General features: G+C 72.7%; 15 protein-coding genes and 1 pseudogene. 6 read left to right on the top strand and 10 right to left on the bottom strand.

The annotated features are described in order from the left end of the window. Positions 1-49: 49 nt before the first annotated feature. The gene (locus TR48_RS01585; RefSeq protein ID WP_042363983.1) at positions 50-667 is read right to left on the bottom strand and encodes a C39 family peptidase; all 618 of its coding nucleotides are present in this window, start codon (positions 665-667) and stop codon (positions 50-52) included. 76 nt (positions 668-743) lie between these two features. Here TR48_RS01585 and TR48_RS01590 point away from each other — a divergent pair, with 76 nt between their 5' ends. Further along, entirely contained in the window at positions 744-1,292 is a 549-nt protein-coding gene (locus TR48_RS01590) for a PadR family transcriptional regulator (protein ID WP_174501660.1), read from the top strand. Positions 1,293-1,320: 28 nt separating this feature from the next. On the opposite strand, the gene TR48_RS01595 is transcribed toward TR48_RS01590, so the two are convergent. Then, the gene (locus TR48_RS01595) at positions 1,321-1,719 is read right to left on the bottom strand and encodes a nuclear transport factor 2 family protein (protein ID WP_042363984.1); all 399 of its coding nucleotides are present in this window, start codon (positions 1,717-1,719) and stop codon (positions 1,321-1,323) included. A gap of 230 nt (positions 1,720-1,949) precedes the next feature. Here TR48_RS01595 and TR48_RS01600 point away from each other — a divergent pair, with 230 nt between their 5' ends. Together TR48_RS01600 and TR48_RS39940 are read left to right on the top strand one after the other, a co-directional pair. Next, positions 1,950-3,614: an MFS transporter gene (locus tag TR48_RS01600; protein ID WP_042363985.1), complete on the top strand. Its 1,665-nt coding sequence runs from the start codon at positions 1,950-1,952 to the stop codon at positions 3,612-3,614. A 37-nt stretch (positions 3,615-3,651) separates the two neighbouring features. Then, the gene (locus TR48_RS39940) at positions 3,652-3,810 is read left to right on the top strand and encodes a hypothetical protein (protein ID WP_236651962.1); all 159 of its coding nucleotides are present in this window, start codon (positions 3,652-3,654) and stop codon (positions 3,808-3,810) included. Between the two features lie 35 nt (positions 3,811-3,845). Here TR48_RS39940 and TR48_RS42870 read toward each other — a convergent pair whose 3' ends face one another. Further along, complete coding sequence (locus tag TR48_RS42870) at positions 3,846-4,388, bottom strand: NUDIX domain-containing protein (protein ID WP_052442331.1); 543 nt, start codon at positions 4,386-4,388, stop codon at positions 3,846-3,848. A gap of 388 nt (positions 4,389-4,776) precedes the next feature. Between TR48_RS42870 and TR48_RS01610 the strand changes: the two genes are divergently transcribed. Then, positions 4,777-5,487, top strand: a complete 711-nt coding sequence (locus TR48_RS01610; protein ID WP_042363986.1) for a thiaminase II/PqqC family protein — start codon at positions 4,777-4,779, stop codon at positions 5,485-5,487. Positions 5,488-5,564: 77 nt separating this feature from the next. Further along, positions 5,565-5,900, top strand: coding sequence for an antibiotic biosynthesis monooxygenase family protein (locus TR48_RS01615; RefSeq protein WP_042363987.1), 336 nt, complete (start codon positions 5,565-5,567; stop codon positions 5,898-5,900). 317 nt (positions 5,901-6,217) lie between these two features. Here the strand turns inward: TR48_RS01615 and efeB are convergent. The 7 genes and pseudogenes from efeB to TR48_RS01650 all read right to left on the bottom strand — a co-directional run bounded on the left by efeB (position 6,218) and on the right by TR48_RS01650 (position 14,036). Continuing rightward, positions 6,218-7,478: pseudogene (gene efeB, locus TR48_RS01620) on the bottom strand (iron uptake transporter deferrochelatase/peroxidase subunit). A 2-nt stretch (positions 7,479-7,480) separates the two neighbouring features. Further along, the gene (locus tag TR48_RS01625; RefSeq protein ID WP_152627746.1) at positions 7,481-8,677 is read right to left on the bottom strand and encodes an EfeM/EfeO family lipoprotein; all 1,197 of its coding nucleotides are present in this window, start codon (positions 8,675-8,677) and stop codon (positions 7,481-7,483) included. A gap of 4 nt (positions 8,678-8,681) precedes the next feature. Then, complete coding sequence (locus TR48_RS01630) at positions 8,682-9,587, bottom strand: alkaline phosphatase family protein (protein ID WP_084728691.1); 906 nt, start codon at positions 9,585-9,587, stop codon at positions 8,682-8,684. Between the two features lie 170 nt (positions 9,588-9,757). Further along, positions 9,758-10,213 (bottom strand): luciferase domain-containing protein, encoded by a 456-nt coding sequence (locus tag TR48_RS01635; protein WP_063770874.1) that lies wholly within the window; start codon positions 10,211-10,213, stop codon positions 9,758-9,760. 145 nt (positions 10,214-10,358) lie between these two features. Further along, a complete protein-coding gene (locus tag TR48_RS01640; protein WP_052442333.1) occupies positions 10,359-11,417 on the bottom strand; it encodes an SIS domain-containing protein in 1,059 nt (352 codons plus the stop codon). Continuing rightward, on the bottom strand, positions 11,414-12,436 hold the full coding sequence (locus TR48_RS01645; RefSeq protein WP_063770875.1) for an ROK family protein: 1,023 nt from the start codon (positions 12,434-12,436) through the stop codon (positions 11,414-11,416). Before TR48_RS01645 ends, TR48_RS01640 begins: the two co-directional genes overlap by 4 nt. Positions 12,437-12,551: 115 nt before the next feature. Then, complete coding sequence (locus TR48_RS01650) at positions 12,552-14,036, bottom strand: APC family permease (RefSeq protein ID WP_042363988.1); 1,485 nt, start codon at positions 14,034-14,036, stop codon at positions 12,552-12,554. 140 nt (positions 14,037-14,176) lie between these two features. Here TR48_RS01650 and TR48_RS01655 point away from each other — a divergent pair. Further along, positions 14,177-14,929: ROK family transcriptional regulator (locus TR48_RS01655; protein ID WP_042364195.1), on the top strand; the 753-nt coding region annotated here is incomplete at its 3' end.

Here is a 14,929-nt window from a genome sequence, read left to right on the forward strand (position 1 = left end):
GCCCGTCGTACGCGCCCGGCGTTCCCCCACCGGGCGTTGCGCCGGTCCGTCAGCGCGGATCGCTCAGCACGACGCCCCGACGGGCGAAGAAGCGGGGAAGGTCGGGCCACGGCACCCGGGCGTAGTGCTGGCTGCCCGCGAAGCCGGAGGGGTTGTTGACGTACAGCGCCTCGTCGTCGTGGCCGACGGCCAGCACCAGGTGTCCGCCCTGCGCGGTGGGCGCGGGGTCGAGGGTGCGGATGGAGGGGTGCACCGAGAGCATCGGCAGTCGGCCCGCGTCGAGGTGCGCCCGCACCTGGTCCGGTTCGAGCGCGGTCTCGACCGTCGCCGCCAGGCCCCAGCGCTCACGCACGTAGGCGGCGAACGGCGCGTAGATCAGCCCCTCGACCCGTTCGCCGTCCACGACGTACGCGCCCGCCGTGACGCACTCGAGAGCGAGCTCGACCGTGCCGGGGGCCTCGCCGCGCCAGTGGACCAGAACCATCCGCAGGCACGCCATGCCGCAGACGCGGCGGCACCACCACGCGTACTCCTGCGGCGACGACGCACCCGATTCCGCCCAGCGCGGATCGTCCTCGGCCGCGCGCGTCCGCGCGATCAGCTCGGGGACGAGATCGGGGGAGGCGAACTGGGAGAAGTAGGGCACGGTGCGCGCGGCGATCGTCACGAGTCGAGTCTGCCGGAGGCCGCCCGCGGAGCGCGGCGCGGGGGCGCATGGTCGCGGAGTTGACTATCCTCCCCGCATGGCACTGCGTAACGCGATCATGGCGACCCTGCTCGAGGGCGAGGCCTCCGGGTACGACCTCGCCAAGGGCTTCGACGCGTCGGTCGCCAACTTCTGGGCGGCCACGCCCCAGCAGCTCTACCGCGAGCTCGACCGGATGGAGGCGGACGGCCTGGTCCGGGCCCGCGTGGTGGAGCAGGAGCGGCGGCCCAACAAGCGCCTGTTCTCCCTCACCGAGGCCGGCCGCGCCGAGCTGCGCGCGTTCACCGCGCGGCAACCGCGTCCCGGCGCTGTTCGCGACGAACTCCTGGTCCAGGTCCAGGCGGTGGACGCGGGCGACCCGTCGTCGGTGCGGGCCGGGCTGGAGGCGCGCAGGGCGCTGGCGGAGGAGAAGGTGGCGCGCTACGAGAGGCTGCGCGCGCGGCTGCTGGACGGCCGGTTCGAGGAGGAGTTCCTCGCCTCTGCGGAGCGGGTCGGCCCGTACCTGACGCTGATGCGCGGCCTGTCCTTCGAGCGCGAGAACCTCCGCTGGTGCGAGCAGGTCCTCGCGGTGCTCGAACGACGCTGACCGCCGGGCCCCCGGCCGCCCGGCTCCGCTACCCGAGCGCGCCCAGCGCCTCCGACTCGATCCGGGGGAACTGCGCGGCCATCGCGGCAGAAAGCGCCTGCGCGCCCGTGAGCGGGCGGACCATGACGGTGAACTCGTCGATCAGGCCGTCGTCGTCGAAGTGCAGGAAGTCGCAGCCGTGGACCTCGCGGCCGTCCACCGTGGCCTTGAAGACGAACGCGTGGTCGCGCGCGCCCGGGGCGCCGATCTCGCGGACATAGTGGAAGTCCTCGAAGACCCGCATGACGCCGCGCAGGATCGCGGCGGTGATGGCCTTGCCCGGGTAGGGCTTGAAGGCGACGGGACTGGTGAAGACGACGTCCTCGGCCAGCAGGGCCTCGAGTGCGGCGGCGTCGCGGGACTCCACGGCTGCGCGGAAGGGGTGCACGGTCGACCTCCTAGACAACAAGTTGAATAGTCCTGCTGAGCCTAACCAGCCCGGCCGCGGGTGTCGACGGGGGCCGGGACCGGAATCTGCGCAGGGCATTGACCGAGCGGGGGCGGACTCCTACATTCCTCCATACCGACCGGTAGGTGTGCCGAATTTCCATTCATGGCGACTCGAAATTCATCCGACCGCGCGCGCCGCGTGCGTTTCGGCGACGAGGAGGGCCCTGCATGACCGTGACCGTGTCCGTTCCCGAGACCGCCCCGAATCCGCTGGCCAGGCTCTGGCGAAGAGAACTCCCGCACTACCCCGACACGGCGCGCCGCTATCTCTATCTCGCGATCGTGGTCGTCACCACCGTGGTGCTCTACTACGAGCTCTACGTGCAGTACGCGGTGGCGACCTCGATCATCCAGCACTACGGGATGACCTTCCGCGACTTCGTCTGGATCAGCGTCATCGGCAACGCCGTCGGCGCGTTCGCCTCCCTGGTCGCCGGCCTGGCGGACCGCTGGGGGCGGGCCAACCTGGTCGTCTACGGGCTGCTGGTCGCGTCGCTGCTGCTGGTGTTCGGCCTGCCCGCCGCGCCGAACCAGACCGCCTACCTGGTGCTGTTCGCCGCCGTCAGCTTCGTCGAGGGCATCGTGCTGGTGGCCACCCCGGCGCTGATCCGCGACTTCTCCCCGCAGTTGGGCCGCGCCACGGCCATGGGCTACTGGACCATGGGCCCGGTCATCGGCAGCCTCGTGGTCACCAGCGTCACCAGCGCGACGCTCGCCTCCGCCACCTGGCAGGACGAACTGCGCTACTCCGGCTACGCGGGCCTGCTGGTCTTCGTTGTGGCGCTGTTCGGCCTGCGCGAGCTGTCACCGCGGCTGCGCGACCAGATCATGGTCAGCCTGCGCGACCGCGCGCTGGTCGAGGCCCGGGCGGCCGGGATCGACCCCGAGCAGCAACGATCGGGCCACTGGCGGCAGATGATGCGCCTGGACGTGGTCGGCTCGGCCTTCGCGATCAGCGTCTTCCTGCTCTTCTACTTCGCCGCGGTCGGCAACTTCGTCGTCTACTTCGCCACCACCTTCGGCTACAGCGAGCAGCGCGCCAACGCGCTGGCCAACTGGTACTGGGCGCCGAACGCGATCGCGCTGGTGGTGGTCGGACTGCTCTCGGACCGCTTGCGGGTGCGCAAGCCGTTCATGATCGTGGGCGCGCTCGGCTGCATGGCCGCGACAGCGCTCTTCGCCACCAAGGCGACCCAACCCACCACCGGCTACTACACGTTCGCCGCGCTGTGCGCGGCCGTCGGCGTGCTGAGCGGCGTCGCCTACGCGCCGTGGATGGCGAGCTTCACCGAGACGGTTGAGAAGCACAACCCCGCCGCGACGGCCACCGGCCTGGCGGTGTGGGGGTGGATCATCCGCATCGTCGTCGCCGTCTCGGCGGCGTTCGTGCCCGTCGTCGTCACCGCGGTCACCCCGCTGGTGGAGCACGGCTCCCAGGTCGCCGCCGCCCAGGCCGAGGCCGGACCCGCGCTCGCGATCGTCCAGGCCCACCCCCAGCTCTTCGCCGAACTCGCCAAGTACCCGCCGAACGCGATCCCGCCCACGCTGCTGGCCCAGGCCGCCCAGCAGGTCAGCCCCGCCGACCTGCAGACGGTGGCCAAGGCCCAGCCGCAGCTGACGGTCCTGCGGACCTACGGCACCCAGGTGCAGCAGGCCGCCAAGGACGGTCCGGGCCAGTGGCGGACCTGGTGGTGGATCTGCTTCGCCGGCCAGGCCGTCTTCCTCCCCTTCGTCTTCACCATGACCGGCCGCTGGAGCCCCCGCCGCGCCCGCGAGGACGCGGAGGCCCACACGGCTGCGGTGGAAAGGGAGTTGGCAGCGCTCAGCGAATAGCCACTGGGGCGGCGCGCACCCGCGTGAGGGCTGGACGGTGCACCCGCACCTGGAGCTCAGCGTGCCCAAGGGCCGCGCGGTCAACCCGGTCTCCGGCACCAACTGGGAGGGCACCGGAGTCCGCCCCGACGTGCCGTGCGACGCCGAGACGGCGCTCGACCGCGCGCTGTCCCTGGCCGCGGCGCGCCTGGCCTGAGCGATCGGCCCCGACCGAAAGCCGCGCGATGCGGCTCAGTGCCGGTCCCGGCGCGCCGTGAACGCGGCCGCGTCGGCGTCCATTTCGGCGCGGGTGGCCGAGAGGACGCGGACCTCGTCGCCCGCGCGGGCGGCCAGGGCGGCGCGGATGCGGGAGACGCGCAGTGCGCCCGTGTAGGAGGGGAGGTCCTCCGGGGCGACCCACGCGGCGTCGCGGATCTCATCCGGCTGGAGGCGCAGCGGCGGGTGGGGGAGCGGGACGGCGCCCAGGTCGAAGTAGAACTGGACGCCGGGCATGTTCAGCAGATCGCCGCCGTCGCCCCGGGCCCAGGCGATGTGCAGCAGCCGCCCGGCGCGCAGGCGCAGGCCCGTCTCCTCCGCGAGCTCCCGCTCGGCCGCCTGCTCCGGCGACTCGCCCGGGTCGATGACGCCGCCGGGGCAGCCCCACGGCTCGCGGTTGAAGCTGCGCACCAGCAGCACCCTGCCCTCCGGGTCGGTGACCACGGAGGAGACCGCCGGGAACGCGCGTGCGATGGCGCGCAGGTAGTCAGGGACCTCGGCGGGCTCGGGTTCGGTCACCGTCGGCACTCCTTGTGTGGTTCGGTTCAGGGACGGGGCATGCCGGGTCGTCAGCAGGCGTGGCTGCGCACCGCGGGTGCCGTCCCTTCGCGGAGCCGAGCAAAGCCGAGCCGAGCCGAGCAGAGCAGAGCAGAGCCCGAGCGCAGCGGGGTTGACCGGTTCACGAACCCGGCCCCGGGGGCATACTACGACCCCCTGGAGATACAGGGACGCCGACGCTCGCTGCGGCTCACGTCGTCGCCGCGTCGCGCGGGTGATGTTCGCCGCGGAGCTCCCGTTCGCCCCCGGCCAGCCTCTCGTCCATCGGGCCCCGCCTGTGATTACGTGGACGGTGCGTGGACGCACGAGGACCGGGACGGGCACGTCCCCGAGGTGAGGGGCCCACTCCATGGGGCAGGACGCGGCGGGTCTGCTGGCCCGGGTACGGGACGAGTTGGCGCCGGGCGCCGGGGAGAACCGGCTGATCGGGCGGATCGCCGACGGCAGCGCGCCGCTGCGGATGCTCGGCGAGCTCGCCGCGCAACAGCGGCGCATCATCGCGAGCGACCGCCGCAGCTTCCTGGTGCTGGCCGCTCGCTGCGCGGACGCGCCCGCAGGCGCGTACTTCGCCGAACTGGCCTCCGGGGAGAGCCAGGCGCTGGCGCTGCTGTCGCCGTTCGCGGATGCCTGCGGCCTCGACGACGCGGCGCTGCGCGCCCGCGCCCCACTCGTCGGCTGCCAGGCATACCCCGCGTACCTCGCCTGGCTCGCCCTGAACGGCGACCCGGCCGGCGTCGTTCTCGCACTCACCGCCAACTTCGCCGCCTGGGGCGGCTACTGCGCCACCGCCGCCCGCGCGCTGCGCGAGCGCTACGGATTCGCGGACGAGGCCTGCGCGTTCTTCGACTTCTTCGCCGCGCCCGACCCGGACGCCGACGCCCGTGCGCTCGCCGTCGTGGCCGAGTGGCAGGCGTCCTCGGCGTCTGCTTCGGCATCCGCTACGGCGTCCGCTTGGGGATCCGAAGACCGCACCGACGGGCGGGACGTTTTCGAGTACGGCCGGTTGTTGCAGGGTTACGAGCTGATGTTCTGGAACACCCTCGCCGACCTGGCCGACTGAGGCAGGCCCGCAGCAGCCCGCCCGCATCTCACCGACACGGGCCCCTCCCGTGCCCGACCGAACGGAGTACGCCCACCATGGCCGACCCCTGTTTCGTCCGCCCGGAGCCGCCGTACTACGCCGTCATCATCACCAGCCGCCTCGGCGAAGACCTCGACGGCTACGCCGAGATGGACCGCCGCATGGGCGAACTCGGCCGCGCGCAGCCGGGATACCTGGGTCGTGAGTCGATGACCAACGGGAGGGGTGAGGATCTCGTCGTCCTCTACTACGCCGACGCGGACTCGGTGGCGTCGTGGAAGGCGCATCCGGAACACCTGGAGGCCCAACGCCTCGGCCGGGAGCGTTGGTACGACAGCTACACGGTCGAGGTCGCCCGCGTCGAGCGCGGGTACTCCTTCCGACGCGACTGAGGAGCCGACCCCGGCTCGGACCCGCCACGGAGTCCCCGCCGCCGCGTAGCGCCCAGCCGGCCAGGCTGACCGCGTGGGCGACGCCCGAGACGAGGAACACGCCCAGGGTCCGCCACCCGGGCCGCACCCCGCCGCTCACCGGCCCCTCGGCCCTCGTCCCGTCGGCCGGACCCACCATCAGGTCGGATCAGCGTGCGGCCTTGGAGTGCGTTTGTCGCAATGCGGAGGAGGGCGTCCATGCGGAGCATGGGCAACCGACGACGACGCAGCGAGGTGCGTGCTCCGGCGTCGCGCGCCCGGCGTGATCCATAAGAGCCCTAGGCCAGCAGGCCCGAGGCGAAGGTGTCGTGGGGGTCGCGGACGCCCGGGAGGGCGAAGAAGTAGCCGCCGCCGGTGGGGGAGACGTAGTCGACGAGGGGCTCGCCCGCGAGGCGGGACTGGACGGCGGCGAACTGGCGGGAGACGTCCTGCTGGTAGCAGCAGAACACGAGGCCGAGGTCGAGGTTGCCGTCGGTGTCGAGGCCGCGCTCGTAGTTGTAGCCGCGGCGCAGGATCTGCTGGGAGGTCGTGGCGGGGGTGCGCGGGTTGGCCAGACGGATATGGGCGTCCATCGGGATGTAGAGGCCCTGCGGGTCCGCCTTGTAGGCGGGGGCGTCGGTCTCGATGGAGCCGTCCAGCGGAGCGCCGGAGTCGCGACGGCGGCCGATCATGCGTTCCTGCTCGTCCAGGGAGACCCGGTCCCAGAACTCGACGAGCATCCGGATGATGCGGATCACCTGGTAGGAGCCGCCCTCCGTCCACGCCGGCTCGCCGTCGCGGCCGCCGTGGGTCCACACCAGGGCGTCGGTGACCGTGCCGCTGGTGGTGTCGGGGTTGGCGATGCCGTCCTTGAAGCCGAGGTGGTTGCGCGGGGCGCCGCTGGGGCGGGGGGCCGAGTGGGCGCCGTCGATCTTCCAACGGGCCTGGATCGCACCGCGGGTGTGCTTGGCGATGTCCCGCAGCGCGTGCGCGACCGTGTCACGCGAGTCCGCGCACAGCTGGAGGGAGAGGTCGCCGTGCAGCTCGGTCGAGTGGGCCAAGTCGTCGTCAGGGAAGACCGGCATGGCCGTCAGCTTGGCCGGACGCCGCGCCGCGAGCCCGTAGCGCTGCTCGTCGAAGAGGGACGCGCCGACGCCGACGGTGACGGTCAGTCCGTCGGCGGGCAGCACGGGGCCCGAGCGTGCCGCTGTCGGCCGGAGCGGAGGCGAGGTCGGTGGCCGCGACCGGGCCGCCTGCGGTGAGGACGCGGACGCGGTCGGTCAGCACGGAGAAGAGGTCCCGCAGCGCGGCCCGGTCGGGGGCGATGACGTCGAAGGAGACGAAGCTCGCGGCGGCCTGCGGCGGGGTGAGGATGCCGGCCTGGTGCGGACCCTCGAAGGGGATGATCCGGCCCGAGCCGGAAGATGCCGCGGCGGCCGAAGTCGTGGCCGCGCGGGCGGAGTCCGCGGCGGTGACCCCCAGCGCGGCCGCGCCGACCACGCCCGCCGTGGCCCGCTGCAGGAAGCCCCGGCGCCCGAGGGAGAGCTGGGGTTCGCTCATGGTCAGGCTCCGTTCCTCGGGCTGAGCAGGTTGGGGAGGGCGGCGAGCTGCTCCAGCAGTGCGCCCAGCGAGCCGTCAAGACGTTCGCGCGCGGTCCGGTCCAGCGAGACGGCGGCAGCCCAGGCCGCCCCGCCGGCGTGGGTGGCGGCGAGCTGCGCGCGCAGCGTGGCCAGGTCCTGGTCGAGGGCGCCGACGAGTCCGGGGTCGCGCTCGCGCACCAGCGGGGTGAGCAGCGACAGCACCTCCTCGGTGCCCTGCACGTTGGCGTCGAGCGTGGCCAGCGTGGTGCCGGAGCCCTGGTCCTCCTGGCCCGTGAGCTGGAACTGCAGGGCGTTCTCCAGGATCTCGTGCGCGCGCAGCGGCAGGTCCTCGGAGTCGATGTCCTCGCTCGGGAAGTCGGCGATCAACCCGTTGACGTCGCTGAACAGCTTCTGTGTCAGCGGGCGCACCTGGCCGGCAGAGACGCCGTGCCACAGGGCGTGCTCGATCGCGAGGAAGCCCGTCCAGCCGGGGTCCTCGACGCCGTCGGGAAGTCCGTCGGGGCGGCCGTCGATCTCGTCGTCGAAGTCGCCGAAGGAGTTGTACGCGGCGCCCAGCCGCTCGTAGGCGAGGTGCGCGGGCAGCCAGTCCGTCCGGGCGGCGGTCAGGTCGCCGCGGGCGACGTCGCCGTCCAGGGTGCGGGCCGCGGCGAGCAGCCCGGGCAGCGCAGCCGAGACCCAGGCGCGGTAGGCGGTCACCGGCTGCTGCAGCTCCATGCTGGCCATCGGCCGGTAGCCGGTCTCGGTGCCGGGCGCCGAACCGCTCACGGCGACGGTGGACGACGTCAGCACGGGGCCGTCGGAGAAGACGCAGCGCAGCGCGTAGCGCCCGGCGGCGAGCGAACCGGACAGCGGCAGCGCGTGGTTGGGGCCGAGCCAGCGGATCTCGGCGTACGCGCGGGCCCCGGTGGGGTCGGTCAGGTAGACGGTGACGAAGGTCGTCGCCGCGTCCCGCACGTCGAAGACGAAGGGCCCGGCGGACAGCCGGGTCGGCGGCGCGCCGCAGGCGTGCTTGTCGACGGTCACGGGCAACGACGCCGGCCCCGCTCCGGACGCGGACGTGCCGCCGGTCGCGAGCGTGACGCCGAGGGCGCCGCCCGCCGCCGCCAGGGCGAGAGCCCCGGCGAGCAGCGGACGGCGGAACCTTGGTCGAGCGGCCAACGCGTCAGCCCCAGATGTCGGTGATGGGCGTGGCGCTCGCGGCGCTGCCGGTCTTGGCCAGGCCGTACATCTGCTCCAGCGTGGAGAGGACGTTGTAGTGGTTGATCTTCTCGCTGTACTTGCCGGTGACGACGTTCGCGCCGGAGAAGATCGTGGCGATCTGGTTGCTCTCGGTGGAGTCGTCCTCGTCCCAGGTGACCACCAGCAGGCTGTTGTTGGCCTTGGCCCAGGTCGCGTAGGCGGACAGGTTGTTCTTCAGCCAGGTGTCGCCCTGCGCGACGGTGCCGTCGTGCATGTCGTCGTTCAGGTTCGGGATGACGAACGAGAGCGTCGGCAGGCTCGCGTAGTTGGAGCTGGACGGGAACGCGCTGAAGGCGACCGAGTCCGAGCCCGGGACGTTGCTGAAGTTGACCCACGGCGAGTGCTTGCGCGCGTACGCGCCGGAGGTGCAGGTCGTCGAGCCGGTGCTCGGCAGACCCTCGGAGTAGCCCTTGAACGTGTCGCCCGCGCCCAGCAGTTCGGAGCCGAGGTTGGCCGTGGTGCCCTCGCTGACGGGACACTTGTCGGAGCTGAGCCCGAAGGTGCTGCCCGCGAAGAGCGCCATGTAGTTGGGCTCGCTCGGGTGCGTCACGGCGAACGACTGCGTCATCAGCGCTCCGCCGTTGGCGAGCGAGTTGATGTAGGGGGCGGAGCTGCTGCCGATGATCTCGTTGTACGCGTGGTTCTCCTCCATCACCACCACGACGTGCGAGTAGGTCGGCAGGGCGGAGGCGGCGAGCTGGGCGTGCACGGCGGCGGCCTTGTGCGCGGCGGTCTGCGCGCCTGCCTGCGGCGCGAGCGAGAGAGCGGCGATCCCGGCGGTCGCCGCGGTGACAGCGGCGGCGAGGGCGAGGCGGGACTTCGGACGCATGGGTTTCACTCCCGTGGGCGAGGTGATCGTGCATGCTCGGATTACCTGTCAGCGTGCATGCTTTCCACGGGAGATGCCATAGACCTGACGAGTCCGCGTCACGTTGGTGAACTGTTGCCGACTGCACCTGTGAGTCGCACAGGACCCGGCCCACGGCGGGTGCGTGCGGCTTACGCCGCGTGGTGGGGGCGGATGACGCCGCGGCGGCGGAGGCCGAGGAGGGGGCGGCGCGCCTCGGAGGCCTGCTGCGGGGCCTCGGGGCGGAGGATCGTCGTGCGCTGGAAGTTGCACGGCGTGGGCGCCGCAGCGGGCTGCCCCGCGGAGTTGGCCTGGAGGGCGACGCTGACCAGGGTGGAGAGCAGGTCGATGTCGGTGTCGCACTCCACCAGCACCGTCACCCAGCCGGAGTCGGCGTGCAGACGAACCGCCGTGGACTCGCGCAGGCGTTCGTCCAGGCGTGCGATCGCGGCCGGGGTCAACTGCACGTCGGTCTGCGCGCCGGTGTGGAAGTGGACGATCTCCTGGCCCGCGGAGGAGAGCGACGTGCCTACTCCGCAAGAGGATTGGCCGAGCGTCAGGTCGGGCCAGCCGACGAGTTGTTCCCTGGCGCGTTCCGCAGCCGACATGTGAACATCCTTGCGCCCGCCGTGAGCAGTGTTGGTTTGAGCCTACTGCACGCGGCGGGCGCATGGAGGACTTGTGAGCGGCCGGTTTCCAGCCGGTGTCGGGCCCGGCACGGCCGAGAGGCCGCGTCGGACCGGAGCGCGACGGTCAGCTGGTCATGGTGATCTTGTTGAGGCCGGTCGGCCGGTCCGGGTCGATGCCGAGGCGGCGGGCGGTCGCCAGGGCCAACTGCTGGCCTCGGACGGTGGCCGTGAGGCACTCGCCGAGGTGACCGAGAGCGGGCCAGGAGAGGCCCGCCTCGGGGGCGGTGCCGGCGAGCAGGACCGGGGCGCGGCGGGCCGCGAGGGCGGCGCGGAGGTCGAGGGTGTCGGCGTCCGCGGGGCCGGAACCCGCGAGGAGGAGCGCCGGAGCGTCCGGGCCGCAGACGGCGATCGGCCCGTGGCGGAAGTCCGCCGTGGAGAAGCCGTGCGCCATCAGACCGGTGGTCTCCTGGAGCTTCAACGCGCTCTCCAGGGCCGCCGGATAACAGGCGCCGCGCCCGACGACCGCCATCCGGTCGTGGCCGGCGAGCAGCCCGGCCGCGCGTTCCGCGCTCTCCCCGTCTCCGAGCACCCGGGCCACAGCGTCCGGGAGGCTCGCGGCCTGAGCCTGCGTCAGGCCGCCGGACCCGGCGGGGCCGAGGCCGCCGGCGACGGCCAGCAGGGCGAGCAACTGTCCCGTGACGGTCTTGGTGGCCGGGACCGCGACCTCGGGGCCCGCCTCCAGGGGGACGGACAGGTGGGCCGCGCCCGCCAGCGCGGATCCCCCGTCGTTGGTCACGGCGATCACCCGCGCGCCCGCGGCGGCGTAGCGGCGCGCCAGGTCGACGATCTCCGGCGTGCGGCCGGACTGCGAGAGCGCGACCAGCAGCCAGCCCCGGAAGCCCTCCGGAACCCTGCCGTATGCGGTCGCCACGCTCGGCGCCACCAGGCAGGTCGGCAGGCCCGTCTGCAGCTCGACGGCGTAGCGGCCGAGCAGGGCCGCGTGGTCGGAGGAGCCGCGTGCGAGGAAGGCGACGCCGAGCGGTGGCGCGCCCTCGGTCAGGGCGGCGACCTGCGCGGTCAGCGCCGGCCAGCGGTCGACCAGGGCGGCCAGGACCTCCGGCTGCTGGTGCATCTCGGCCTCCATGCGCGCGCCCGGGACGGCGGCGAGCTGGGTGGTCGTCATCGAAGGGCTCCCAGGGGTGCGATGGGACGCGGACGGCTGCCGCCGCCGGTGCGGCGGCACGGGGGGAGGCTGTCGAGCGCGAGCGTGACCGCGCCGTGCAGTGAGGCGTCCTGGAGGAACCGGGCGGCCCGCACCTCGGGCGGGAACGGGGTCGCGCCCGCGATCAGGCGCCCCAAGGTCGGCAGGATCACCTCGGCGGCGGCCATCATGCCGCCGCCCAGCACGATCCTGGCCGGGTCGGTGAAGGCGGAGAGGTTGGCGAGGGTGACGGCCAGCACGGTGAGCGCGTGCTCGGCCAGCTCGCGGGCCGCCGGGTCGGTGCTGCGGAACAGTTCGTCGGCGCTGACGCTCCGTCCCAGCAGCTCGGCCGCCCGCTCCCCGAGGCCCTTCCCGCCGACGAACTCCTCCAGCGGCGCGTGTCCGGACGCGACCGCGTCCACGGGCGCGCCGCCGGGGTTGACGTAGCCGATCTCCCCGGCCGCCTGGTGCGCGCCCGCGAGGACCTCGCCGCCGACGGTCAGCGCGGCCGCGATGCCGGTGCCGAGGCTCACGTACAGGCCGGGGTCGGCGTCGCGCAGCGCGCCGAAGCGCAGCTCGGCGAGCGCGCCCGCCCGCACGTCGTTGGCGACGGCGACGGAGGGGGCGTCCAACTCCTCCGCGAGGCGCGCCGACAGGGCGAGCTTCTCCCAGCCCGGCAGGTTGGGGGTGAGCAGGATCCGGTCGGCCTGGACGATGCCCGGTGCGACGGCGGCGTAGGCGGCCACGGTCGCGCCGTGGCGCTCGCGCGCCGCGCGCGCCAGCCGCCGGGCGGCGTCGGCGGTGCGGGCCAGGGTCTGGTCGGGGCCGTGCTCGGCGAGGGTGTCGAGGCGCTCGCGGGCGAGTAGGCGCCCGTGCACGTCGGCGACGGCGAGCTCGGTCTTGGTGCCGCCGAAGTCGATGCCGATGACGGTGCGCGGCGTCGTGTCCGGGTCGTCGTGGGCGTGGGGCGGCGGGGTGGGGTCCTGCGGTGTCACGGGCATCGTTGCGTTTCCTCGGTGCGGGCCCGGCCGGGCGGGGAGGTCCGGGGCGGGCCCGCAGGATCGGTGGGCCGCCGGGTGCGGCGGCTCCGCTGTAGGTGGCTCCGTTGTCGGTGGATCAGCTGGTGGTGGCGGCGGAGCCGGCGAGTTCCGCGGCCTGCTGGTCGGCGAGGAACTGCTCGCGGATCTGCTTCTCGCCGAAGGGCCAGGACTTCTCCACCCGGGACCAGATCAGGTAGGCGACGACCCCGAGGGCCACCCAGCCGAGCGACCACTCGATCGGGTGCACACCGGGGTTGGCCTTGTCCGCGTAGCCGTAGATGACCAGCCAGCCGATGCCCGCGACGACGCTGGGCAGCGGGTAGAGGAACATCTTGTACGGTCGGGCGAGGTGCGGCTGCCGCTTGCGCAGCACCGTGACCGCGGCGATCTGGGCGAGCGCCTGGATGATCACCATCACGGTGGTGAGCAGGGTGATCAGGATGCCCAGCGGCGGGTGCGTGGCGGTGGTGCCGACGTGGCGGGCGAACAGGAAGCCGGCCGCGGTGATGACGCCCATGCTGACCAGCCCCAGCACCGGGAACTTGTGCTTGGGGTGCAGCTTGGCGAAGGACTTGAAGAAGACCTGGTCGCGCGCGGCGTCGTAGGGCACCCGGGAGCCGCCGAGCAGGCCGGTGAAGACGGAGGCGAAGGCGGTGATGAGGATCAGCCAGGTGACCACATCGGCGGTGGTCTTGCCGAAGGTCTTCTCCAGCACGGCCGAGGCGACCGACTGGGAGGCGACGTTGTTCGGGTCGAGCATGTCCTGCCAGCGGATCACGCCGAGGACGCCGATCTGCAGCAGCAGGTAGATCGCCATGATGGCGACGATGGACCAGATGATCGAGCGCGGCAGCACCCGGCCCGGGTTCTTGACCTCGGCGCCCATGTAGGCCGTGGTGTTGTAGCCGAGGTAGTCGTAGATGCCGATGGTCAGGCCCGAGGCGAAGCCGATCCAGAACGCGCCGTGGGTCGGCTGGATCGCGTGCGCGGGCCAGGTGAAGGCCAGCGACGGGTGGAAGTGCGTGAAGGAGGCCAGGATGACGGCGGCGACCGAGACGATCATCACCGCCCACATCGCCACGGTGACCTTGCCGATGTTCTCGATCTTGCGCCAGAGCAGCAGGATCACCAGCGCCACCACGCCGACCCCGATGATGTCGCCCTGACCCGTGGTGAGCTTCGGGAACAGGTAGCCGAGGTACTGGACCAGGCCCTGGACGCCCGTCGACATGATCAGCGGGATGAAGAGCATGGCGGTCCAGACGAACAGGAACGGCATCAGCTTGCCGCTGCGGTACTGGAACGCCTCGCGCAGGTAGACGTAGGTGCCTCCGGAGCCCGGCAGCGAGGCGCCGAGCTCGGCCCAGATCAGGCCGTCCGCCAGGGCGAGGATCGCGCCGGCGATCCAGCCGATGACGGCCTGCGGCCCGCCGAAGGCGGCGACCATGAGCGGGATCGTGACGAACGGCCCGATTCCGCACATCTGACTCATGTTGATGGCGGTCGCCTGAAACAGGCCGACCTTTCTGGACAGTCCGGACGAGCCGGCCGGGTCGGACATCGGAGGCCTCCGTTGGGGAGCGGGTTGTGGGGTGGGGCTTGTAAAGTTAAATTCCTTTACTAGTGCCGTCAAGGCTCCGGGCGATCACAGTTGTCTAGAGTTGAGGGCCGACGACGACCGAGGCCGAACCGCTCGAGAAACTGGAGCCCGTGGACGAGCAACCCTGGAGCCGCACGCGGCTGCGCAGCAACAACGAGCTGCTGCTGCTGGAGCACCTGCGTACCGTCGGCACCGCGACCCGCGCCCAACTCGCGCGCGACACCGGCCTGTCCAAGCCGACGGTGTCCAGCGCGCTGGCCGCGCTGGAACAGGGCGGCCTGGTGCGCGAGGTCGGCACGATCGTCCCCGAACGCGGGCGCAGCGCGGTGCTCTACGAGCCCGACCCGACCGCCGGCTACGTGCTCGGCGTGGACATCGGCCGCGCCCGGCTGCGGATCGCCGTCGCCGATCTCGCCGGTCGCATCCAGGCCCGCGTCGACGTCCCCAACGACGGGACCACGGCCGACGCCGTCGCCGACGCGGTCGCGGCGGCGGCGAAGCGAGCGCTCACGGAGGCCGGCGTCGCCGCGGAACAGGTCGTCCACGCCGCCGTCGGCACCCCCGGCGTCTTCGACGCCGGATCCGGCCGCGTCCGCTACGCCGTCAACCTGCCCGGCTGGGGCCGGGCCGGGCTGGTCCAGCAGTTGCGCGCCCAACTCGGCGGCCCGGACCTGTCCATCCACAACGACGCCAACCTCGCCGCGCTCGGCGAGTACGCATTCGGCGCCGGGCAGGACAGCCGCCTCTTCGTCTACGTCCTCGTCGGCACCGGCCTCGGCATGGGCGTCGTGGCCGACGGCGAGCTCTTCACCGGCGCGCACGGGGCGGCGGGCGAGATCGGCTTCCTGCCGCTC

The sequence above is a fragment of the Streptacidiphilus neutrinimicus genome (genome assembly GCF_000787815.1).
GTDB lineage: Bacteria > Actinomycetota > Actinomycetes > Streptomycetales > Streptomycetaceae > Streptacidiphilus > Streptacidiphilus neutrinimicus.